This is a genomic window from Marinobacter orientalis (assembly GCF_004792665.1).
Lineage (GTDB): Bacteria > Pseudomonadota > Gammaproteobacteria > Pseudomonadales > Oleiphilaceae > Marinobacter > Marinobacter orientalis.
In genome coordinates this window covers 79,441-98,802 of record NZ_SRZX01000008.1, presented here as the reverse complement: position 1 = coordinate 98,802, position 19,362 = coordinate 79,441, and the positions used below count along the sequence as shown (strand labels likewise).

Here is a 19,362-nt window from a genome sequence, read left to right as displayed (position 1 = left end):
ACTTTACCCGGAGGACAGTAAATGTCAGCGAACGCACAGCAGGCAGTGAACAGACAGGATCACGGGGCGAAAAACAGAGTGAAAAACAGGGTGGCGGCCATTCAGATGGTCAGCACCCACGACATCGCCGCCAATCTCAGGGAGGCAGGGCGTCTGCTGGCGGAGGCGGCCGCGTCCGGAGCCGGGATGGCGGTGCTGCCGGAAAATTTCGCGGTACTGGCAACCCGCCAGATGATTGGTTGTGGCCGTCGTGAGGCCGATCCGGATAACCTGATACGGCATTTCCTGGCAGAACAATCCGCTGAGCTGGGGATCTGGATTGTCGGCGGCTCACTGCCGATTGCGTCACGCCCGGACGGCTCCACGGTGAAGGATCGCGTCAGGGCCTGTTGCCTGGTTTATAACGGCCAGGGCGAGGAAGTGGCCCGCTACGACAAGATCCACCTGTTTGATGCCATGGTAGAGGACGCCCAGGGCCAGTATCGGGAGTCCGACACCTTCGAGCCCGGTGAAGAGGTGGTTGTGATCGATACCCCCGCCGGACGGCTGGGGCTGGCTATCTGCTACGACCTTCGTTTTCCGGAGCTTTTCCGTAAATTGCGGGAGCAGGGCGCCGAGTGGGTGTCATTGCCCAGCGCCTTTACCTGGAACACCGGCGATGCCCACTGGCATGCCTTGTTGCGGGCCAGAGCCATTGAAAACCAGGTCTGGATGGTGGCACCGGGGCAGGGTGGCCAGAACAGCGAGCGCCGGCGCACCTATGGCCACAGCATGATCGTCGACCCCTGGGGGCGAGTGCTGTCGGAGCTCGGCGAAGGACCGGGAGTGGTCACTGCCGAGCTGGATCAGGAACGGCTCCGCGAGATACGCACACGGATGCCGGTCTGGGAGCACCGGAGGCTCTAGCCAGACCGGACACTAGCGGCCGGCCGCCTCCACATCGTCAATGCATTCCCTCAGATAGCGGAACAGTTTTCTTGGCTGGCCGGTATTTTTCTCCTGCTGCATGTCCCGGCGGGCGTTGCGGGCCAGGTTGCGCAGGTGCTGGATATCGGCGGTTGTGCAGTAGTTCAGGAATTCCCCCACCGCCGGGTCACCCTCTTCGATCATGCGGTCACGCCAGCGCTCTGCCAGATGGTGACGGCGGGTGTGTTCCTCACTGCCGGAATCGAACGCATCAATGGCGCGGGTCAGACCTTCAGGGTCGTCTTCCTGGCGGATGATCTTGCCAATATACTGCAAGTGGCGCCGGCGGGCCTCATTCTGGCGAATGCGGCGGGATTCCTCAATGGCCGCCCTCAGCGTGCCGCTGATGGGCAGGGTGTCAAGCTGGTCATTACTCAGCTCCAGCATACGCTTGCCCAGCGCCTGCAGCCGGTGCATGTCCCGTTTGAGCTGGGATTTGCTGGGGCCGGAGTATTCGGGGAGGTCGTCCTGGGTATCGTTCATGAAGTGCCCGTGTTGTTGATTTGGTATGGGTTTGTCTGGTGTCGGATTACGCTGCGCTAATCCGACCTACGGGGTCGCCTGAATCACTGTAGGTCGGATTAGCCGAAGGCGTAATCCGACACCAGGCCTGTAATCCGACAAGCCGCTCACCCATAAAATATCGTAGCCAGGCCAAGAAACGCCATAAACCCGACCACGTCGGTTACCGTTGTCAGTATAACGCTACCTGCCAGCGCCGGATCAATGTTGCGGGATTTGAGAAACAGGGGCAGTACGGTACCCACCAGCGCCGCGGCAATCAGGTTGATGATCAGTGCGGCGGCGATGATGGCGCCGATCATCATGTCCCTGAACCAGAGGGTGGCAGCCGAGGCCACCACCACGGCCCAGAGCAGTCCGTTCAGGACGCCGGCGACAAACTCACGGTTCAGCAGCCAGCCTACATTGGCACCGCTGATCTGGCCCACGGCCATGCCGCGGATCACCAGGGTCAGGGTCTGGCTGCCGGCGATACCGCCCATGGACGCCACGATAGGCATCAATACGGCCAGTGCCACGACCTTCTCGATGGTGGCTTCAAAAAGGCCAATCACGGCGGATGCGGTAAAGGCCGTGAGCAGGTTGATGCCCAGCCAGACAGCGCGGCGTCGGGTGGTCTTGAAAATCGGCGCGAAGGTGTCTTCATCCTCATCCAGGCCGGCCATGCTCATCAGCGAGTGGTCGGCATCCTCCCGGATAACGTCAACCACGTCATCGATGGTGATGCGGCCCAGCAGCTTGCCTTCCTCGCTCACCACGGGCGCCGAAATCAGGTCGTAGCGTTCGAACAGCGTGGCCACCTTGGTGTCGGAAAGCGTGACCGGTATCGGCTCGATATCCGTGTCCATTACCTCCCGTACCGTCGCTGTCGGGTTGGAAACCAGCATTTTGGTGATCGGCAGCATACCGATGAATTCGTCCCGCCGGCTGACCACGATCAGGCTGTCGGTCATCGGCGGCAGGTTGCGGTGACGGCGCAGATAACGCAAGACCACGTCGATACTGATGTCCGGGCGCACCGTGATGGTGTCCGTGTTCATCAGGCCGCCGGCGGTGTCCTCCGGATAGGAGAGCACTTCCTCTACGCGCTGGCGATCCTGTTCGTCCATGGTGTCCAGGACTTCCTGGATCACCGTATCCGGCAGCTGCTGCAGCAGGTCGGCAAGGTCGTCCGACTCGAAATCCTCGATGATGTCCGCAAGTTCCTGCGCGTTTAACTGGCTCAGGAAGTAGCCACGGATATCATCATTGAGGTACTGGAGAACCTCACCTTCCAGCTGTTTGTCGACCAGGTTCCACAGCAGTGCCCGCTGACGGGGCGGTGAGGATTCCAGCAGGTGGGCAATATCGCTGGGGCTCAGGCCACCATTGAGGATGCGGGCAACCTGTTTCAGGGCGCCACTGTCCAGCGCTTCGCTCAGGGAGCGAAGGCGCTGGCGAGCCTGGCTTTTCTCCAGAATATCGGTCATGGATCACCCACAGTCAGAAAACCTCCGTATTATAGCGAAGTTAGGTTGCACAGGTGAGAAAGAGTTGCAGGTAAATGCCGGTCCTGAGCGGCCGCTATTCGCCTTCGCCGAAATAATCATCGATCAGCGCTACCAGCTCATCAACGGCCTCGGCTTCATCCGGTCCGTCCACAATCAGCTCTACCTCTGTTCCCTGGCTGGCAGCCAGCATCATCACAGGCATGATGCTCTTGGCGTCCACCTGGCGCCCGTTACGGCTGATCTGGATGCTGCTGTCGAATTCGGATGCTTTGGCGACCAGCTTGGCAGCGGCCCGGGCATGAAGTCCGAGTTTGTTGATGATGGTGACAGGTTGGCGGATCATAAACGGTTCAGTTTTCCCGGCTTTGCAGATGGGGTAATTCGGAGTGGCGAACCTGTACATTGCTGTACTTGTCCGAAAAATGCCTGCCCAGTTGTTCGCAGATATAAACCGAGCGATGCTGGCCTCCGGTACAGCCGATGGAAATGGTCATATAGCTACGGTTGCTGTCGGCGAAGGAGGGCAGCCAGCTTTCCAGAAAGCCGGTCAGGTCGTCCACCATTTTCCGGCTCAGTGGTTCCTTTTCCAGAAAGTCGATGACCGGCTGGTCGGTACCCACGAATTTGCGCAGGCTGGTGTCCCAGTAGGGATTGGGCAGGCAGCGAACATCAAACACATAATCCGAGTCCAGCGGTACCCCGTGTTTGAAGCCGAAAGACTGGAACAGCAGCGCCAGTTCCTGGTGACGCCGCCCGGCTACCCGCTGCTTGACCATGTCCCGCAGCTCGTACATGGACAGCCCGGTGGTATCGATATAAAGATCCGCCAGTTTCGACAGCGGTTCCAGCAGCTTCTTTTCGTTACCGATGGCTTCTCTCAGCGAGGTCTTGTCGTCGCTGAGGGGATGTTTCCGGCGGGTGGCATGGAAACGCTGCAGCAGCGACTGTTCGTCAGCGTCCAGGTAGATAACCTCTATGGTGACACCGGTGTCCTGCAGGCTGCGATAGATGTCCTCGAAGTTGCTGAGCTCGCCGGACAGGTTGCGGGCATCGATGCTCACCGCCATTTTACCGAGCCGGCCCGGTGAACTCTGGGTCGCCGCCTCCCGTGTCAGGGGAAACAGCAGCCCGATGGGCAGGTTGTCGATGCAATAGAAACCCAGGTCTTCCAGCACATGCAGGGCGGTACTTTTACCAGAGCCTGACCGGCCACTGACGATGATCAGTTTCATAGCCCATTCACCTCGAATCCGGAGTGGTTCAGCTGCGCTCGACCGTCATCCGGCGATAGAGCGAGTCGGAATCGGTGCACTGGCGGAGCTGATCGCAGAATGCCCTTTCATTGAACTTTTCGGCCAGTTGGCTCAACAGTTCAAGGTGCTCGCTGGTCGCTTCCTTGGGAACAATCAGGGCAAAGACCAGGTCCACCGGCTGGTTGTCGATGGCATCGAAGGCGACACCATCTTCCAGTGTCAGCAATGCGCCTACAACGTGATCAAGCCCTTCCAGGCGGCAGTGGGGAATGGCGATACCCTGGCCAATACCCGTGCTGCCCAGTCGCTCACGGGCAACGAGGTTGTTGAAGATCTCGGTATCGCTGAGTGACGGATCATGTTGCTGGATCTGCTCGGCAATGGTTTCCATAACCCGCTTTTTGCTGGATGCGGGTACCCTGCAAAGGGCCAGATCCGGCGCGAGAATGTTCTCGATAGTCAGGGATGTGTCGGTCATGAATCGACTGCAGTTCCGTAAAAAAAGGCTGCGGCACCAGCTGAACTATCAGCCAGCGCCACAGCTCGATTAACTAATATGCAGGGAGCGGGACGCCCTAGCGGGCGCCGTTTCCATGCATCCGGTCAACATTCTTTTCCTTGTGCTTCAGTATCTGCCTGTCCAGCTTATCCACCAGTGCATCAATAGCGGCATACATATCGGTGTTTTCGGCCTTTGCGTGAATTTCACCACCGATCACGTGAAGCGTAGCTTCCGCCATCTGGCGCACTTTTTCCACCTCCAGGGTGACCTGGCAATTGCTGATGTGGTCAAAGTGCCGCTCAAGCTTTTCAAATTTGCCTGATACGTAATCTTTCAGTGCGGGGGTCAGTTCTACGTGATGGCCTGAAATATTGAGTTGCATTGGCTTCTCCTGTTTTCGGATGTTTACTACACCAGTCGCTTTCTCTCGTTGGACGGCGGGATGTGCATTGCCTCACGGTACTTGGCCACGGTTCTTCTCGCTACCTTTATACCCTGTTCTCCTAGCATGGCTGCAATTTTACTATCGCTCAACGGCTTTTTCGGGGTTTCCGTTGCAATCAGCTTTTTGATCATCGCCCGAATGGCCGTAGAGGAACATTCTCCGCCCTCGTCAGTGCTGACATGGCTTGAGAAAAAATACTTGAGTTCAAATATGCCCCGCGGCGTGTGCATGTACTTCTGGGTAGTCACCCTGGAAATGGTCGATTCATGCATTTCCACCGCCTGTGCAATATCCGACAGGATCAGCGGCTTCATATGTTCTTCGCCATGATCCAGGAATCCCTGCTGGTGCTCGACAATCCGCGTAGCCACTTTGAGCAGGGTCTCGTTACGGCTCTGCAGGCTCTTGATAAACCACTTTGCTTCCTGAAGCTGATCCCGCAGATAGGTGTTGTCGGCACTGCTGTCCGCGCGCTTTATAAGTGAAGCATAGCTCGAGTTGACGCGAATGCGCGGCGCAATTTCCGGGTTCAGCTCTACCCGCCAGCGCTCGTTGTGCTTGCGCACGATCACGTCCGGTATCACGTAGTCCGGCTCGGCCTGGTCGAGAGTGTCGCCCGGGCGCGGGTTCAACCCGGTGATGAGGGCCAGAACATCCCGCAACTGGTCTTCTTTCAGGCGGCTGCGGCGCAGCAGCTGGGCGTAATCACGATTGCCCAGCAGATTGATATAATGGGTAATCACCAGCCGCGCCTGGGCCAGCCAGGGCGTATCCGGTGGCAGCTGGTTAAGCTGGATCAGCAGGCACTCCTGCAGGTCCCGGGCGAAGACCCCCGGCGGGTCGAAATGCTGCAGGCGATGCAGAACCGCTTCCACTTCATCAAGATCCAGCGGATCCTCATCAGATTCGTCGACCATTCCTGAATGGATTTCCTCGAGCGGGGAGGTCAGGTAGCCGTGATTATCAACCGCATCCATCAACGCGTGGGCGATGGCCTGGTCTCTTTCGCTCAGGGGCGTCAGGTTCAGTTGCCACTGCAGGTGATCGTGCAGGGTTTCTGTAGGCGAGTTGCGGGTTTCAAAGTCGTTGTCGTTTTCGTCTTCATTGCGGGCGGAAGAAGCCGGTGCAGACTGGTAGATGTCGTCCCACGCAGTGTCGACCGGGAGGTCATCGGGAATGGTGTCAGGGCTGTCGGTTTCCGACGACCAGTCAGGCCCGTTTTCCGATTCATCCCAATCGGGCGTCGATTCCGCGGCAGTGGCTGATTCTTCCGACGACGATGTTTCCGCTGCGCTGTTTTCGTTGTCCGCAGGTTCCGGATTCTGGTTATCGTCGTCTTCCGAGGTCTCCAGCATGGGATTGGATTCCAGCGCCTGCTGGATTTCCTGCTGGAGATCGAGGGTAGAGAGCTGCAGAAGCCTGATTGCCTGTTGCAGCTGGGGCGTCATGGTCAGGCTTTGACCCAGCTTTAACTGTAATGAGGCTTTCATAACCATAGTTCAGGATCCGTCACTCGGTCGCTCGCGGGCTCACCAGGGAGTTTGGGTTGCACAAAAACTCTTTGTATGCTCGATACTTGCCGTGCCAAGCAAGTTCTTTGCCGAGTGTACTACAGGCGAAATTCATTGCCTAGATACACTTCCTTGACCTGCTGGTTGGCGAGGATGTCGTCCGAGCTGCCAGAGGCGATGATGTGGCCCCCGCTGACTATATAGGCGTTTTCACAGATGTCCAGGGTTTCCCTGACATTGTGGTCGGTGATCAGCACACCGATACCCTTGTCCCGCAGATGGCGGATTATATGCTTGATATCGCTCACCGAGATCGGGTCGACGCCGGCAAAGGGTTCGTCCAGCAGGATGAAGGCAGGCTCCATCGCCAGGGCGCGGGCGATTTCCACCCGTCTGCGCTCACCGCCAGACAATGCCATGCCCTGACTGTCGCGGATATGGGTGATATGAAACTCGTCGAGCAGCTCTTCGAGCTTGGCATCCCGGTCACTGCGGCTGAGCCCGCGGCGGGTTTCCAGGATAGCCATGATGTTGTCGCGCACCGTCAGTTTGCGGAATACCGAGGCTTCCTGGGGCAAATAACCGATACCTTTGCGTGCTCTGCCATGCATGGGCAGTGGCGTGATGTCCTGGCTGTCGATGGTAACCCGGCCGTTGTCGGCCGGAACCAGCCCCACGATCATATAGAAGCAGGTGGTCTTGCCAGCGCCGTTGGGGCCTAACAGTCCGACGATTTCGCCGCTGCGGATTTCCAGGGAAACGTCGATGACGACTTTCTTCTGCTTATAGCTTTTTGCCAGGTTACTGGCTCTGAGAACTGCCATCGGTATCCTGTCTGTCGGGGTTGCTGGTTGTGCCGCGTGGCTGGATCACCATCTCGACGCGGCCGCTGCCTTCGCCCTCGTCAGCAGCGCCCTTGGCGGTGACGATGCGATCGGCGCTGTCATAGTGGATAATATCACCGCGGAACAGGTTGCCATCCTGCTCGATAACTGCCTCACGCTCGAAGGTTACCCGGTTTTCGGAGGCAGACCAGGTGATGTCCAGGGCACGGGCATCGGTTTTTCCCTGACCTTCTGTGGCCGGCTGCCGGTAGTGTGCGGGCTGGCCGTTTGCCTCTATGCGGCTGATGCCGGTCTCGTCCCGATACAGCACGACTTTGTCGGCGCTCAGGCTGGTCTGGCCCTGGGTCATTTCCACGGCACCCGTGTAGGTGGCGATGCCCCGGACATCATCCAGCCGTGCGCTGTCCGCACTGACCCTGATGGGAGCATCCGACTGCGGGTCAAATGCCTGGGATGCCGGCGCAAACAGCGCCAGACAGACGGCGGCCACTACCACCGGTTTCGCGGCGGGCCCAAAAGGCCTGACGCGCTGCAAGAATTTATTTGCCGGGCTCATAACGTCCTTCCACCTGCGATTCAAGTTCAAGAATGCGCTCATCAATCCAGGCCTTCATTCCGGTAGCCGTGGTCAGACCGAGGGCGTCTGTCAATTGCACCGGCTCATCCGTGTAAACGGTGCGATCCCGGTTGTTCATGGTCAGTGCCGTTGTGGTCAGGGTCAGCGGGCTGCCGCCTTCGGCCTGCCGTATTACCTTTACATTACCGGTCAGATGAACCAGCTCATCAGCTTCAAGAAAACGCCCCCTGGTGGCCTGAACCTGCCAGGGCGGGTCGCCTTCTTCGCCGTAAAGTGTCGCCCGGGGGGAGTCCATAACGGTTTCGTTGCGGGACTCGAACTGCTCAATGCGCGGGCTTCGGAACCGCGTTGTCAGCCGCCCCGTTTCGTCGTACGACAGGAAATGGCCGTTAACCACAAAACCGTCGGGCTCGGATTCACCCCGCAGGTCTGCAGCCTCTGTTGGTTCCGACGGGTCATCACTTTGCCAGAGCAGAAAGAACAGTGCCACTACCGTAGCGGCCAGGCTGAGGGTTCGTACCCAGGGGCGGTGGAACAGGCGCCGGGCAGACATCAGTCCTGATCCAGATAGGGTTGCAGGCTGGCCTCGAGTTGCCCGCAGGCACTCAGCAGCAATTCGCAGGCTTCCCTGACCGCACCGCTGCCGCCGTGGGCGACGGTACAGAAATCGGCATGCTGGCGTACAAACCAGTAGCCATTGGGTACTGTTATTCCGAGCCCGGCATAGCGGATGGCCGGCAGGTCCGGCAGGTCATCGCCCATGTAGGCGATCTGTTGCCGGGAGATGCCAAGCTTGCCCACCAGCTCTGCCAGAGCAGCTTTCTTGTCTTCCCGACCCTGTATCAGGTGAGGGACGCCGAGATCCTTCATGCGTTTTGCGGTCACGGGCGAACGGCGACCGGTAATGACCGCAACTTCAATTCCCGCCGCCATCACCTGCTTGATACCCAGGCCGTCGAGAATGTTGAAGCCTTTCAGTTCATCTCCGAAGGCGCTGAAAAACAGCTTGCCATCGGTCATCACGCCATCGACGTCCAGCGCAAGCAGGCGTATGGCGGCTGCTTTTTCCATCAGGTCTGCCGGCCACTGCGGGCGCTGCTGGTCTGTCATCAGATCGCTCATCAGATCACCCCGGCCCGCAGCAGGTCGTGCATGTTGATGGCGCCGGTCAGCTTGCCGTCGCGGTCAATCACCGGCAGGGCATTGATTTTCAGCTCTTCCATCATGTTGAGGGCTTCGGCGGCCAGCTGGTCGGCGTGGATTACCCGGCCGTTGCGAGTCATCACTTCGGCGATGGGCGTGTTATGGATATCCACGGAACGGTCCAGGGTCCGGCGCAGGTCACCATCGGTGAATACCCCCACAAGATCGCCTGCGGTGTTGACAACAGTGGTCATGCCCAGCCCTTTGCGTGAAATCTCCAGCAGCGCACCGCTGAGAGTGGTGGTGTCCTCTACCCGGGGGATGCGGTCACCGGTGTGCATGATTTCGGACACCCGGAGCAGCAGTCTGCGACCCAGTGTGCCACCGGGGTGCGACAGTGCAAAGTCTTCGCTACTGAAGCCACGGGCCTCAAGCAGGGCAACTGCCAGGGCATCGCCCATCACCAGGGTGGCGGTGGTGCTGGAGGTGGGCGCCAGGCCGAGAGGGCAGGCTTCCAGGGCGACGCTGACGTCCAGATTGGCGACGGCTTCCCGCGCCAGGGTGGAGTTATGGTTGCCGGTCATGCTGATCAGCGGGGCGCCCATGCGTTTTATCAGCGGCAGTATGGTCAGCACTTCACTGGTGTTGCCACTGTTGGAGATGCCCAGCACCACATCCTGGCTGGTAATCATCCCCAGGTCGCCATGGCTGGCTTCGCCCGGGTGCACAAAGAACGCAGGTGTGCCGGTGCTGGCCAGCGTGGCGGCAATCTTGTTGCCGATGTGGCCTGATTTGCCCATGCCGGTCACCACCACGCGTCCCCTGCAGGCCATGATGACCTCGCAGGCGCGAACGAACTGGTCATCGATCCTTTCGGTCAGCGCGTGAATGGCGTCGCGCTCAATCTCAATGGCCCGCAGGGCGGATTCTCTGAACTTGTGACTGATTTCGGTGTTCATCTGGCACCCGGGTTCGGAATGTTAATGCTTTTCTTCGTGGCGAGAGTATATCACTTCAAGGGCTTTGGCTGCCTTCATGACAGGACGTTCAGCAAATCTGATCATTGCTATCAATTCATTTTGCCAGGGATGGATTGAGGTTGTCGGCAGGTTGGCATAATGTACGCACACATTGAGGGCTGCAGCCGACCCCCTGAGGCCGGCCCTGTAATACCCGGGCGGTTACTGGAAACAGGTATGGACACTTCTCCCTACATCGAGCTTGAAGACGTGGTTTTCACCCGCAGTGGTCGTCGCATCTTCGATGGTGTCAGCCTGCGTATCCCCCGCGGAAAGATTACCGCCATCATGGGCCCCAGCGGCACCGGCAAGACCACGCTGCTGAGACTGATCGGCGGCCAGTTGCGGCCCGATTCCGGCACCATTACTGTCGCCGGTGAAAATGTTCCGCGACTCAAGCGCAAGGCCCTGTACCGCCTGCGGGAGAAAATGGGCATGCTGTTCCAGAGCGGTGCCCTGTTTACGGATCTGAGTGTGTTCGAGAACGTGGCCTTTCCCCTTCGGGTTCATACCGCTCTGCCGGAAGACATGATCCGCGATATCGTGCTGATGAAGCTGGAGGCGGTTGGCCTGCGCGGCGCCCGCGAACTGATGCCAGCGGAGCTGTCCGGGGGAATGACCCGGCGGGTGGCGCTGGCCCGCAGCATCGCGCTGGATCCGGAACTGATCATGTACGACGAGCCTTTCACCGGTCAGGATCCCATTGCCATGGGGGTACTGATCAAGCTGATCCGGGATCTGAACAGCTCCATGGGCCTGACCAGTGTGATGGTTTCCCATGATGTGCAGGAATCCCTGAGTATCTGTCATTACGCCTGCATTGTGGCGGATGGCCAGGTTATCGGCGACGGCACTCCCGAGGAGCTGCGGGCGCATCCGTCGGAGCGGGTCCAGCAGTTTCTGCACGGCCATCCGGATGGTCCGGTACCATTTCATTACCCGGCAGCCGAGGCAGGGCAGGACTGGGGCATTACCGGGAGTAGCCGCTGATGGAAAAACTGGCGGCATTGGGGCGGCTGGGGCTTGAGATCATAGCCTCGCTGGGCCGCTCCGGGCGTTTTCTGGCCGGCGTGCTGGGTGGCGTGTCAAAACCTTCCGTGGCATTCCCGCTGTTGGTGAAACAATTGTATTCGATCGGCGTGCTGTCCCTGGCGATCATTGTGGTGTCCGGCCTGTTCATCGGTATGGTGCTGGGGCTCCAGGGCTACACCATCCTCAGTGATTATGGATCGGAAGCGGCCGTTGGTCAGATGATCGCCCTGACGCTGGTACGGGAGCTTGGGCCGGTGGTGACGGCGCTGCTGTTTGCGGGTCGCGCCGGCTCGGCACTGACGGCGGAAATCGGTCTGATGAAAACCACCGAACAGCTTTCCAGCATGGAAATGATGGGTGTTGATCCGCTTCGCCGGGTGATTGCCCCGCGGCTCTGGGCAGGCTTCATTGCGGTTCCGGTGCTGGCGGCGGTGTTTTCGGTGGTCGGAATCTGGGGCGGCATGCTGGTGGGCGTTGAATGGCTCGGCGTTTTCGAGGGGTCGTTCTGGGGCAATATGCAGGCCTCGGTGAGCTTTACCTCTGATGTGCTGAATGGCGTCATCAAGAGTGTGGTGTTCGGCTTTGTCTGCAGCTGGATTGCGGTCTACCAGGGCTATGACTGTGTGCCCACCTCGGAGGGTATCAGCTCCGCTACCACCAAGACCGTGGTGTATTCCTCGCTGGCGGTGCTGGGGCTGGATTTTGTGCTCACTGCCGTCATGTTTGGCGACTTCTGATCGCGGTATACTGAAACATCTGGACACAGGGGGCCGTCATGGCACAGAGAACAACAGAAGTCATCGTGGGGCTGTTCATGATTGCCGGAATCGCGGCCATGATGTTTCTGGCACTGCAGGTCAGCGGGCTAACGCCCAAGGCGCCGGAGAGTTCCTACACGCTCTACGCCAACTTCAACGACGCCGGCGGCCTGACACCCCGCGCCAGGGTGTCCATGGCCGGTGTGACCGTCGGCAGTATCCGGGAGATTTCACTGAATAAAGAAACTTTCCAGGCCCGGGTGGTTATTGATGTGAACGGGAGTGTCGACAACATTCCCGCCGATAGCGCAGCAGTAATACGTACATCCGGTCTGCTTGGTGAGCAGTACATTGATATTTCAGTGGGCGGCGACACGGAATCTCTCGACGACGGGGATACTTTTTACTCCACGCAGTCCGCCATGAACCTTGAACGAATGATATCCAACTTTGCCTCCGGGCAGTAAAACGAAAGCAAGTGGTTTACAGGAGACAACCATGGTTCTGATCAGGCACAGCCTGCTGCTAGTAGTTGCATTATTAATGACCGCTGTAGCGGTTCCGGTCCACGCCAGCCCCGAGAAAGACCTGGTTGAGTACGTGGATGAAAATACCCAGCAACTCGTGGACAAGCTCCATGAAGAAAAGGGGCTGTATGAAAAAGATCCGCAGGCTTTTTACCGCAGCATGGAGCAGGAGCTGGAAGGCTTCGTGGACTTTCGCAGAATTGCCGCCCGGGTGATGGGGCGTTACGCGCGCCAGACGTCTCCGGAGCAGCGCGACGAGTTCGTGGAAAAGTTCAAGCGCAGTCTCTTTGACAGCTACGCCCAGGCTCTGGTGAGCACCGAGGATTTCACCATCAAGGTGAAGGACGCAGTGATCAATCCGGACAATGACGAGCGTGCGTCGGTACGCATGGAAGTGATCAGCGCGTCGGGGAACCGGTATCCGGTGGCCTATTCCATGTACAAGACAGACGAAGGCCGCTGGATGATGGAGAACGTCATCGTTGAGGGTGTGAACATCGGCCTGGCGTTCCGTGATCGCTTCAGCCAGGAGATGGAAAAAAATGGCGGTAAAGTCCAGGCCGTGATCGACGGTTGGGGGGATGCCGTTGATTCCCTGAATCTGGAAGATGAAGTCGACAAATCATGACCTCAGCGCAGGCCACGGTCACCCTGGAAGATGACAGGCTGACGCTCAGCGGCAGTATCGACCCGCTGACCGTGGTTGCGCTCAGGAAAGAGGGCGAGCGGCTGATCCTGGGCAGCAAGACGGACCTGACAGTGGATCTCACCGCAATGAGTACCGCGCACAGCGTGGTGCTTTCGCTTCTGCTTTGCTGGCAGCGCCTGGCGCGCCGCCACAGCCAGAACCTTCACTTTTCAGGTGTCGGCGAACGGCTGGCTTCGCTCGCAGCTTTGAGCGGTCTCGATGACCAGTTGCCGGGCTTCCCGTCGCAGGCACCCTCTCAGGCGCCCCGTGAAAACCGGGACCAGAGCTGACCCGGACGCCATAATTGGTTACAATCCCGCCCCTGATTCAAAAACGCCGAGGATTTTTTTATGGAAGCCACCGAAGTTGCCGAACTGGTTAAAGAGGCACTGCCCGATTGCGAGGTTCAGGTGCAGGTTGACGGCAACCATTACATGGTCGTTGTGGTTGGTGACGTTTTCGAAGGCTTGCCGACGATTAAACGGCAACAGCTGATCAACAAGGCGCTTTTCCAGCACATTCTCGACGGCACCATTCACGCCCTGCATCCGAAAGCCTTTACCCCGGCTGAGTGGGAAGCGCGCAAGGGCTGATACCCGCAAAACAACAGGATATAACTGTGGATAAACTTCTGATCAGGGGTCGCAAACCTCTGGACGGCGAGATCCGGATTTCCGGCGCCAAGAACGCTGCGCTGCCGATTCTGGCAGCCACTCTGCTGGCGGACGAACCGGTGACCGTAGGCAATCTGCCGCACCTGAATGACGTTACCACCATGATCGAGTTGCTCGGTCGCATGGGCGTGGAGTTGATGATTGACGAGAAGATGAGCGTCGAAGTCCACGCCAACACCATCAAGCAGTTTCACGCGCCTTACGAGCTGGTAAAAACCATGCGCGCCTCGATTCTGGTGCTTGGGCCTCTGGTGGCGCACTTCGGTGAGGCGGAAGTATCCCTGCCCGGTGGCTGTGCCATCGGCAGCCGTCCGGTGAACCTGCATATTCACGGCCTGGAAATGATGGGTGCCGAGATCAAGGTCGAGAATGGCTATATCAAGGCAAAAACCAATGGGCGCCTGAAAGGCGCCCACATTTTCCTGGATACCGTGACCGTAACCGGTACCGAGAACCTGATGATGGCCGCAGCGCTGGCGGATGGAAAAACCATCCTCGAAAACGCAGCACGGGAACCGGAAGTGGTGGACCTGGCTGAATGCCTGATCGCCATGGGTGCCGACATCAGGGGGCATGGCTCCGCGACCATTGAAATCAACGGCGTTGAGCGGCTGCATGGGTGCCATTACGACGTCCTGCCGGACCGTGTCGAAACCGGCACCTATCTGGTTGCTGCGGCTGCATCCCGGGGCCGGGTAAAGCTCAAGGATACCCGCGAGGACCTGCTGGAAGCGGTCCTGCTGAAGCTGGAAGAAGCCGGCGCCCATGTCGACACCGGCAAGGACTGGATCTCCCTGGACATGAAAGGGAATCAGCCCAGGGCCGTCAATCTGCGCACCGCGCCATATCCGGCATTTCCCACGGACATGCAGGCCCAGTTCGCCGCCATGAACGCAGTGGCTGAAGGCACCGGCACCATCGTGGAAACGGTCTTCGAGAACCGCTTCATGCACCTGCAGGAACTGATCCGCATGGGCGCGGACATCACCCTGGAGGGCAATGCTGCCATCATCAAGGGCGTGGATCACCTCACCGGTGCCCCGGTCATGGCAACGGATCTGCGGGCCTCTGCCAGCCTCGTTATTGCCGGATTAGTGGCCGACGGGGATACCATCGTGGACCGCATTTACCACATCGACCGCGGTTACGAGTGTATCGAAGAGAAACTGCAGTTGCTGGGCGCCAGTATCCGCCGCCTGCCAGGCTGAACCCATTGAACCGGAAGGACGCATGACCGACTCCATCACCATCGCGCTGTCGAAGGGACGAATTCTCGACGAGACTCTGCCGCTATTGAAAGAAGCCGGCATTGAACTGGTCGACGATGTCAAAAAGTCCCGCAAGCTGGTGTTTCCCACCACGGATCCGAACGTGCGCATATTGATTCTCCGGGCAACGGATGTGCCGACCTATGTTCAGTATGGTGGCGCCGATCTGGGTGTGACCGGCAAGGATGTGCTGATGGAGCACGGTGGTGAGGGGCTTTATGAGCCGCTGGATCTGAATATTTCCCGCTGTCGGCTGATGACGGCGGGTAAGAAAGGTACCGATGCCCCGGAAGGTCGTCTGCGTGTAGCGACCAAGTTCGTTAATCTGGCGCGTCGTTACTATTCCGCCCAGGGGCGACAGGCCGATATCATCAAGCTCTACGGCGCCATGGAGCTTGCGCCGATTCTGGGTCTGGCTGATGAAATCGTCGATATTGTTGATACCGGCAATACCCTGAAAGCGAACGGTCTCGAAGCCCGGGAGCTGATCGAGAACATAAGCTCGCGCCTTGTGGTCAATCGGGCCTCAATGAAGATGAAACATGCGGGCATTAACCCCATAATTGAGAAGATGTCGGCTGCCGTGGATAAGCGGCGGGCCTCGGAGTAAGAACGGCACAGGAAGGGTTGTCCAAAACACGCTCCTTCGGCACATCCATGTGACGCTTGGACTCCGCCATCCATGGCTCCGTACAGTTTTGGACAACCCTTCCTGAGCCGTTCCCCGGCCTTTGCCGTATCTTCGAGCCAGTTAGACTTTTCAAACCGCGGGGGAGAGCTTCCGCAAACAAGGAAAGACGAAATGACTGATATCAACATCAAACGGTTGAACGCCTCCCAGAGTGACTTTGACAGTGCGCTGGAAAAACTTTTGGCGTGGGACGACAGTGTTGATCATCAGGTGAATGAGTCGGTTCGTCATATCCTGCATCAGGTTAAAACCCGCGGTGACGCAGCGGTTCTGGAATTTACCGAGAAATTTGACCGCTTGAAGGTTGGCTCTGTTGCCGAACTGGAGATGGGGCAGGATCGTCTGCAAAAAGCACTGGAGACTATCCCCCGGGATCAGCGAGTAACGCTTGAGAAGGCGGCCGAGCGGGTTCGGGATTATCACGAACGTCAGAATCAGACGTCCTGGCAGTATGAAGACGAGGACGGAACGGTGCTGGGGCAGAAGGTGACGCCGCTGGACCGGGCTGGTCTCTATGTGCCCGGAGGCAAGGCGGCCTATCCGTCCTCTGTGCTGATGAATGCGATACCGGCGAAGGTTGCCGGGGTGGGCGAGGTCATTATGGTTGTTCCCACGCCGGATGGGGTGGTGAACGATATGGTTCTGGCCGCTGCTGCGATAGCGGGAGTTGACAGGGTGTTTTGTGTGGGTGGTGCCCAGGCGGTGGGTGCGCTGGCTTACGGAACGGAAACCATTCCGGCCGTGGACAAGATCGTGGGGCCGGGCAATATCTTTGTTGCCACCGCAAAGCGCGAGGTTTTCGGTACTGTTGGCATCGATATGATTGCCGGTCCGTCAGAGATTCTGGTTATCTGCGACGGCAAAACCGACCCGGACTGGATTGCCATGGATCTGTTCTCCCAGGCCGAGCATGACGAGCAGGCGCAATCCATTCTGATCAGCCCGGATGCCGCGTTCCTCGACGCGGTGCAGGCCAGTATCAACAAACTGCTGCCTACCATGGAGCGGGCCGGGATTATTGCCACTTCCATGGCTGACCGTGCTGCATTGATCCACGTAGCGGATCTGTCTGAAGCCGCGCAGGTTTCCAACCGCATTGCGCCCGAGCACCTGGAGCTCTCCGTGGAAGATCCGGAAAGCCTGGTGGAGGAAATCCGTCATGCCGGCGCGATTTTCATGGGCCGGTATACGGCCGAGGCGCTGGGTGACTACTGTGCCGGCCCGAACCACGTGTTGCCGACGTCCGGAACGGCGCGGTTTTCGTCGCCGCTGGGGGTTTATGACTTCCAGAAGCGGTCTTCCATTATCGGCTTTTCTGCTGCGGGTGCAGACCGGATGGGGCGAGTGGCATCGGTTCTGGCCCGGGGCGAAGGGTTGACCGCCCATGCCCGGTCCGCCGAGTACAGGATCAAGGGTAGGTCGGATTAGGCCCGCGGGCCGTAATCCGACAGGCAGGTTCTGTCGGCTAGCGCCGTGCTTGATGTGACTTGCACGCTGGCCGGGTTGTCGGATTACGGCCCTTTGGGCCTAATCCGACCTACGTTTTCAGAAGGCCGCTGCCAAAGACTGCGCACCACCCGATCCCCTCAGGAGTCAAAGAAAAGATGAGCAAGTACTGGAGCCCCTTGGTTGAGAAGCTGACCCCCTATGTACCCGGGGAGCAGCCGAAAATGGCCAATCTGGTGAAGCTGAATACCAACGAGAACCCCTTTGGCCCCTCGCCAAAGGTTGTTGAGGCCATCACCGCCGAGCTTAATGACAACCTCCGGCTCTATCCGGACCCCGAAGGCGACGCGCTGAAAAAGACAATCGCCGTATACTATGGCGTCCAGAGCGAACAGGTCTTTCTCGGCAACGGTTCTGACGAAGTGCTGGCTCACATTTTCTACGGCCTGTTTCAGCACGGCCAGCCAATTCTCTACCCGGACATCACCTACAGCTTCTATCCGGTGTACTGCGGCCTCTACAACATCGACAGCAAAAGCATACCGCTGAGCGACAGCTTCGAAATCAATCCGCAAGACTACAAACAGCCGAACGGGGGGATCATTTTCCCCAATCCAAATGCTCCCACCGGGCGTTACCTGGCGCTGGACAAGGTCGAAGCCATTGTTGCCGCCAACCCGGATAGGGTAGTGGTTGTGGATGAAGCCTACGTGGATTTCGGCGGCGAAAGCGCCATCCGGCTGGTCAGTAAATATCCCAACCTGCTGGTCAGCCAGACGCTTTCCAAGGCTCGTTCCCTGGCCGGCCTGAGAGTCGGTTTTGCGGTGGGCAGCGCCGAACTTATTGAAGCCCTCAACCGGGTGAAGAACAGCTTCAACTCCTACCCGCTGGACCGCCTCGCCCTGGCAGGCGCCATTGCCGCTTTTGAAGACGAGGACTGGTTCCGTGCCACCTGTGAAGGCGTCATTGGCGAGCGGGACTGGGTCACCTCAAAGCTGGAAGCGCTGGGCTTTGACGTTCTGCCGTCGAAAGCCAACTTTATCTTTGCCCGCCATCCGGATCATGCCGGAGAAGCGTTGGCAAAAGGATTGCGGGAGCAGGGGGTGATTGTGCGCCACTTCAACAAGCCGCGAATTTCCGGGTTTCTGCGTATCACCACCGGCACCGCAGACCAGAACAGACGGTTGATCGAATGCCTCGAAGTGCTGGTGTAATACGATAAATGTCAGCCACTGAACACGGAGAACCCATGGCATCACGCAACGAAATCCTCCGCACCCTGAACGAATGGCTTGCCCCGGAGAATTTCCAGGACTACTGCCCCAATGGTCTGCAGGTCGAGGGCAGGGAAGCGGTGAACACCGTCATCAGCGGCGTAACCGCCTCACAGGCACTGATTGATGCCGCGATCAATGCCGGTGCCGACATGATCCTGGTGCACCACGGCTACTTCTGGAAAGGCGAGGATCAGGCCATTCGTGGCATGAAGCGTGAACGGCTCAAGCACCTGCTGGGCCACGACATCAATCTGGTGGCCTATCATCTGCCGCTGGATGACCATCCGGATTATGGTAACAATCGCCAACTGGCGGACGTGCTGGGCATTCGCGACCCCCGGCCACTGGGCGGCCTGGTATGGCAGGGTGAGCTGGAGACGCCGGTGTCGCCGGGGGCCTTCGCGGACCTGATTGGCAAGCGGCTGGGCCGCACTCCGTTGTGGGTAGGCGATGGCCCTGCCGAGATTTCACGGGTCGGTTGGTGCACCGGTGCAGCACAGGGCTTCATCGACAGGGCGCTGGAAGCGGGCCTGGATGCCTATATCAGCGGTGAGATTTCAGAGCCGACAACCCACACCGCGCGGGAGTGCGGCATTCATTATTACGCGGCGGGGCACCACGCCACAGAGCGTTACGGTGTTCAGGCCCTGGGACGGGCCCTGGAGGAAACGTTCGGGGTAAGCCACCGGTTTATCGACTGCGACAACCCCGTCTGATCGCCGGCAGCT

The 19,362-nt window shown here is 58.8% G+C and carries 24 protein-coding genes; 12 read left to right on the top strand and 12 right to left on the bottom strand.

Annotated features, from left to right (window positions below; all coding sequences use genetic code 11):
- Nucleotides 1-21: 21 nt before the first annotated feature.
- Nucleotides 22-906 carry a carbon-nitrogen hydrolase family protein gene (locus tag DIT72_RS16755; RefSeq protein ID WP_135956392.1) on the top strand — a complete coding sequence of 295 codons (885 nt, stop codon included), beginning with the start codon at nt 22-24 and terminating at the stop codon, nt 904-906.
- 12 nt (nt 907-918) lie between these two features.
- Here DIT72_RS16755 and yjgA read toward each other — a convergent pair whose 3' ends face one another.
- From yjgA to DIT72_RS16695, 12 genes are all read right to left on the bottom strand, one after another.
- Complete coding sequence (gene yjgA / locus DIT72_RS16750; RefSeq protein ID WP_135956391.1) at nt 919-1,449, bottom strand: ribosome biogenesis factor YjgA; 531 nt, start codon at nt 1,447-1,449, stop codon at nt 919-921.
- 146 nt (nt 1,450-1,595) lie between these two features.
- Nucleotides 1,596-2,957: a magnesium transporter gene (gene mgtE / locus DIT72_RS16745; protein ID WP_135956390.1), complete on the bottom strand. Its 1,362-nt coding sequence runs from the start codon at nt 2,955-2,957 to the stop codon at nt 1,596-1,598.
- Nucleotides 2,958-3,051: 94 nt separating this feature from the next.
- Nucleotides 3,052-3,321 (bottom strand): HPr family phosphocarrier protein, encoded by a 270-nt coding sequence (locus DIT72_RS16740; protein ID WP_135956389.1) that lies wholly within the window; start codon nt 3,319-3,321, stop codon nt 3,052-3,054.
- Nucleotides 3,322-3,328: 7 nt separating this feature from the next.
- Nucleotides 3,329-4,210, bottom strand: coding sequence for an RNase adapter RapZ (gene rapZ / locus DIT72_RS16735; protein WP_135956388.1), 882 nt, complete (start codon nt 4,208-4,210; stop codon nt 3,329-3,331).
- Nucleotides 4,211-4,238: 28 nt separating this feature from the next.
- Complete coding sequence (gene ptsN / locus DIT72_RS16730; protein ID WP_135956387.1) at nt 4,239-4,709, bottom strand: PTS IIA-like nitrogen regulatory protein PtsN; 471 nt, start codon at nt 4,707-4,709, stop codon at nt 4,239-4,241.
- Nucleotides 4,710-4,806: 97 nt separating this feature from the next.
- Nucleotides 4,807-5,115: a ribosome hibernation promoting factor gene (hpf, locus tag DIT72_RS16725; RefSeq protein WP_135956386.1), complete on the bottom strand. Its 309-nt coding sequence runs from the start codon at nt 5,113-5,115 to the stop codon at nt 4,807-4,809.
- 26 nt (nt 5,116-5,141) lie between these two features.
- Complete coding sequence (locus DIT72_RS16720) at nt 5,142-6,668, bottom strand: RNA polymerase factor sigma-54 (RefSeq protein WP_135956412.1); 1,527 nt, start codon at nt 6,666-6,668, stop codon at nt 5,142-5,144.
- 119 nt (nt 6,669-6,787) lie between these two features.
- On the bottom strand, nt 6,788-7,513 hold the full coding sequence (gene lptB, locus DIT72_RS16715; RefSeq protein WP_135956385.1) for an LPS export ABC transporter ATP-binding protein: 726 nt from the start codon (nt 7,511-7,513) through the stop codon (nt 6,788-6,790).
- The gene (gene lptA / locus DIT72_RS16710) at nt 7,491-8,090 is read right to left on the bottom strand and encodes a lipopolysaccharide transport periplasmic protein LptA (protein ID WP_135956384.1); all 600 of its coding nucleotides are present in this window, start codon (nt 8,088-8,090) and stop codon (nt 7,491-7,493) included. The genes lptB and lptA overlap by 23 nt, the downstream gene beginning before the upstream one ends.
- Entirely contained in the window at nt 8,074-8,664 is a 591-nt protein-coding gene (gene lptC / locus DIT72_RS16705) for an LPS export ABC transporter periplasmic protein LptC (protein ID WP_135956383.1), read from the bottom strand. The genes lptA and lptC overlap by 17 nt, the downstream gene beginning before the upstream one ends.
- A complete protein-coding gene (locus DIT72_RS16700; protein WP_135956411.1) occupies nt 8,664-9,221 on the bottom strand; it encodes a KdsC family phosphatase in 558 nt (185 codons plus the stop codon). The genes lptC and DIT72_RS16700 overlap by 1 nt, the downstream gene beginning before the upstream one ends.
- A gap of 11 nt (nt 9,222-9,232) precedes the next feature.
- Nucleotides 9,233-10,213, bottom strand: coding sequence for a KpsF/GutQ family sugar-phosphate isomerase (locus DIT72_RS16695; RefSeq protein WP_135956382.1), 981 nt, complete (start codon nt 10,211-10,213; stop codon nt 9,233-9,235).
- Nucleotides 10,214-10,450: 237 nt separating this feature from the next.
- Here DIT72_RS16695 and DIT72_RS16690 point away from each other — a divergent pair, with 237 nt between their 5' ends.
- The 11 genes from DIT72_RS16690 (at nt 10,451) to DIT72_RS16640 (ending at nt 19,350) form a co-directional block, all read left to right on the top strand.
- Nucleotides 10,451-11,263: an ABC transporter ATP-binding protein gene (locus DIT72_RS16690; protein WP_135956381.1), complete on the top strand. Its 813-nt coding sequence runs from the start codon at nt 10,451-10,453 to the stop codon at nt 11,261-11,263.
- On the top strand, nt 11,263-12,042 hold the full coding sequence (mlaE, locus tag DIT72_RS16685) for a lipid asymmetry maintenance ABC transporter permease subunit MlaE (RefSeq protein ID WP_206081119.1): 780 nt from the start codon (nt 11,263-11,265) through the stop codon (nt 12,040-12,042). The genes DIT72_RS16690 and mlaE overlap by 1 nt, the downstream gene beginning before the upstream one ends.
- Nucleotides 12,043-12,080: 38 nt before the next feature.
- A complete protein-coding gene (gene mlaD, locus DIT72_RS16680) occupies nt 12,081-12,530 on the top strand; it encodes an outer membrane lipid asymmetry maintenance protein MlaD (protein ID WP_135956379.1) in 450 nt (149 codons plus the stop codon).
- A gap of 31 nt (nt 12,531-12,561) precedes the next feature.
- Entirely contained in the window at nt 12,562-13,218 is a 657-nt protein-coding gene (locus DIT72_RS16675; protein WP_135956378.1) for an MlaC/ttg2D family ABC transporter substrate-binding protein, read from the top strand.
- Entirely contained in the window at nt 13,215-13,568 is a 354-nt protein-coding gene (locus DIT72_RS16670) for an STAS domain-containing protein (RefSeq protein ID WP_135956377.1), read from the top strand. The genes DIT72_RS16675 and DIT72_RS16670 overlap by 4 nt, the downstream gene beginning before the upstream one ends.
- 60 nt (nt 13,569-13,628) lie before the next feature.
- Complete coding sequence (locus DIT72_RS16665; protein ID WP_114614037.1) at nt 13,629-13,871, top strand: BolA family protein; 243 nt, start codon at nt 13,629-13,631, stop codon at nt 13,869-13,871.
- A 26-nt stretch (nt 13,872-13,897) separates the two neighbouring features.
- Complete coding sequence (gene murA, locus DIT72_RS16660) at nt 13,898-15,160, top strand: UDP-N-acetylglucosamine 1-carboxyvinyltransferase (RefSeq protein ID WP_135956376.1); 1,263 nt, start codon at nt 13,898-13,900, stop codon at nt 15,158-15,160.
- Nucleotides 15,161-15,182: 22 nt separating this feature from the next.
- Nucleotides 15,183-15,830 (top strand): ATP phosphoribosyltransferase, encoded by a 648-nt coding sequence (hisG, locus tag DIT72_RS16655; protein ID WP_135956375.1) that lies wholly within the window; start codon nt 15,183-15,185, stop codon nt 15,828-15,830.
- A 192-nt stretch (nt 15,831-16,022) separates the two neighbouring features.
- Nucleotides 16,023-17,339 carry a histidinol dehydrogenase gene (gene hisD / locus DIT72_RS16650; RefSeq protein WP_135956374.1) on the top strand — a complete coding sequence of 439 codons (1,317 nt, stop codon included), beginning with the start codon at nt 16,023-16,025 and terminating at the stop codon, nt 17,337-17,339.
- 176 nt (nt 17,340-17,515) lie between these two features.
- On the top strand, nt 17,516-18,571 hold the full coding sequence (gene hisC / locus DIT72_RS16645; protein WP_135956373.1) for a histidinol-phosphate transaminase: 1,056 nt from the start codon (nt 17,516-17,518) through the stop codon (nt 18,569-18,571).
- A 35-nt stretch (nt 18,572-18,606) separates the two neighbouring features.
- The gene (locus tag DIT72_RS16640; protein ID WP_135956372.1) at nt 18,607-19,350 is read left to right on the top strand and encodes a Nif3-like dinuclear metal center hexameric protein; all 744 of its coding nucleotides are present in this window, start codon (nt 18,607-18,609) and stop codon (nt 19,348-19,350) included.
- Nucleotides 19,351-19,362: the final 12 nt, after the last annotated feature.

Bases quoted from the DNA above. Each gene is read 5' to 3' on its own strand.
- DIT72_RS16755 (WP_135956392.1), top strand. From the start codon at position 22: ATGTCAGCGAACGCACAGCAGGCAGTGAACAGACAGGATCACGGGGCG.
- yjgA (WP_135956391.1), bottom strand. From the start codon at position 1,449: ATGAACGATACCCAGGACGACCTCCCCGAATACTCCGGCCCCAGCAAA.
- mgtE (WP_135956390.1), bottom strand. From the start codon at position 2,957: ATGACCGATATTCTGGAGAAAAGCCAGGCTCGCCAGCGCCTTCGCTCC.
- DIT72_RS16740 (WP_135956389.1), bottom strand. From the start codon at position 3,321: ATGATCCGCCAACCTGTCACCATCATCAACAAACTCGGACTTCATGCC.
- rapZ (WP_135956388.1), bottom strand. From the start codon at position 4,210: ATGAAACTGATCATCGTCAGTGGCCGGTCAGGCTCTGGTAAAAGTACC.
- ptsN (WP_135956387.1), bottom strand. From the start codon at position 4,709: ATGACCGACACATCCCTGACTATCGAGAACATTCTCGCGCCGGATCTG.
- hpf (WP_135956386.1), bottom strand. From the start codon at position 5,115: ATGCAACTCAATATTTCAGGCCATCACGTAGAACTGACCCCCGCACTG.
- DIT72_RS16720 (WP_135956412.1), bottom strand. From the start codon at position 6,668: ATGAAAGCCTCATTACAGTTAAAGCTGGGTCAAAGCCTGACCATGACG.
- lptB (WP_135956385.1), bottom strand. From the start codon at position 7,513: ATGGCAGTTCTCAGAGCCAGTAACCTGGCAAAAAGCTATAAGCAGAAG.
- lptA (WP_135956384.1), bottom strand. From the start codon at position 8,090: ATGAGCCCGGCAAATAAATTCTTGCAGCGCGTCAGGCCTTTTGGGCCC.
- lptC (WP_135956383.1), bottom strand. From the start codon at position 8,664: ATGTCTGCCCGGCGCCTGTTCCACCGCCCCTGGGTACGAACCCTCAGC.
- DIT72_RS16700 (WP_135956411.1), bottom strand. From the start codon at position 9,221: ATGACAGACCAGCAGCGCCCGCAGTGGCCGGCAGACCTGATGGAAAAA.
- DIT72_RS16695 (WP_135956382.1), bottom strand. From the start codon at position 10,213: ATGAACACCGAAATCAGTCACAAGTTCAGAGAATCCGCCCTGCGGGCC.
- DIT72_RS16690 (WP_135956381.1), top strand. From the start codon at position 10,451: ATGGACACTTCTCCCTACATCGAGCTTGAAGACGTGGTTTTCACCCGC.
- mlaE (WP_206081119.1), top strand. From the start codon at position 11,263: ATGGAAAAACTGGCGGCATTGGGGCGGCTGGGGCTTGAGATCATAGCC.
- mlaD (WP_135956379.1), top strand. From the start codon at position 12,081: ATGGCACAGAGAACAACAGAAGTCATCGTGGGGCTGTTCATGATTGCC.
- DIT72_RS16675 (WP_135956378.1), top strand. From the start codon at position 12,562: ATGGTTCTGATCAGGCACAGCCTGCTGCTAGTAGTTGCATTATTAATG.
- DIT72_RS16670 (WP_135956377.1), top strand. From the start codon at position 13,215: ATGACCTCAGCGCAGGCCACGGTCACCCTGGAAGATGACAGGCTGACG.
- DIT72_RS16665 (WP_114614037.1), top strand. From the start codon at position 13,629: ATGGAAGCCACCGAAGTTGCCGAACTGGTTAAAGAGGCACTGCCCGAT.
- hisG (WP_135956375.1), top strand. From the start codon at position 15,183: ATGACCGACTCCATCACCATCGCGCTGTCGAAGGGACGAATTCTCGAC.
- hisD (WP_135956374.1), top strand. From the start codon at position 16,023: ATGACTGATATCAACATCAAACGGTTGAACGCCTCCCAGAGTGACTTT.
- hisC (WP_135956373.1), top strand. From the start codon at position 17,516: ATGAGCAAGTACTGGAGCCCCTTGGTTGAGAAGCTGACCCCCTATGTA.
- DIT72_RS16640 (WP_135956372.1), top strand. From the start codon at position 18,607: ATGGCATCACGCAACGAAATCCTCCGCACCCTGAACGAATGGCTTGCC.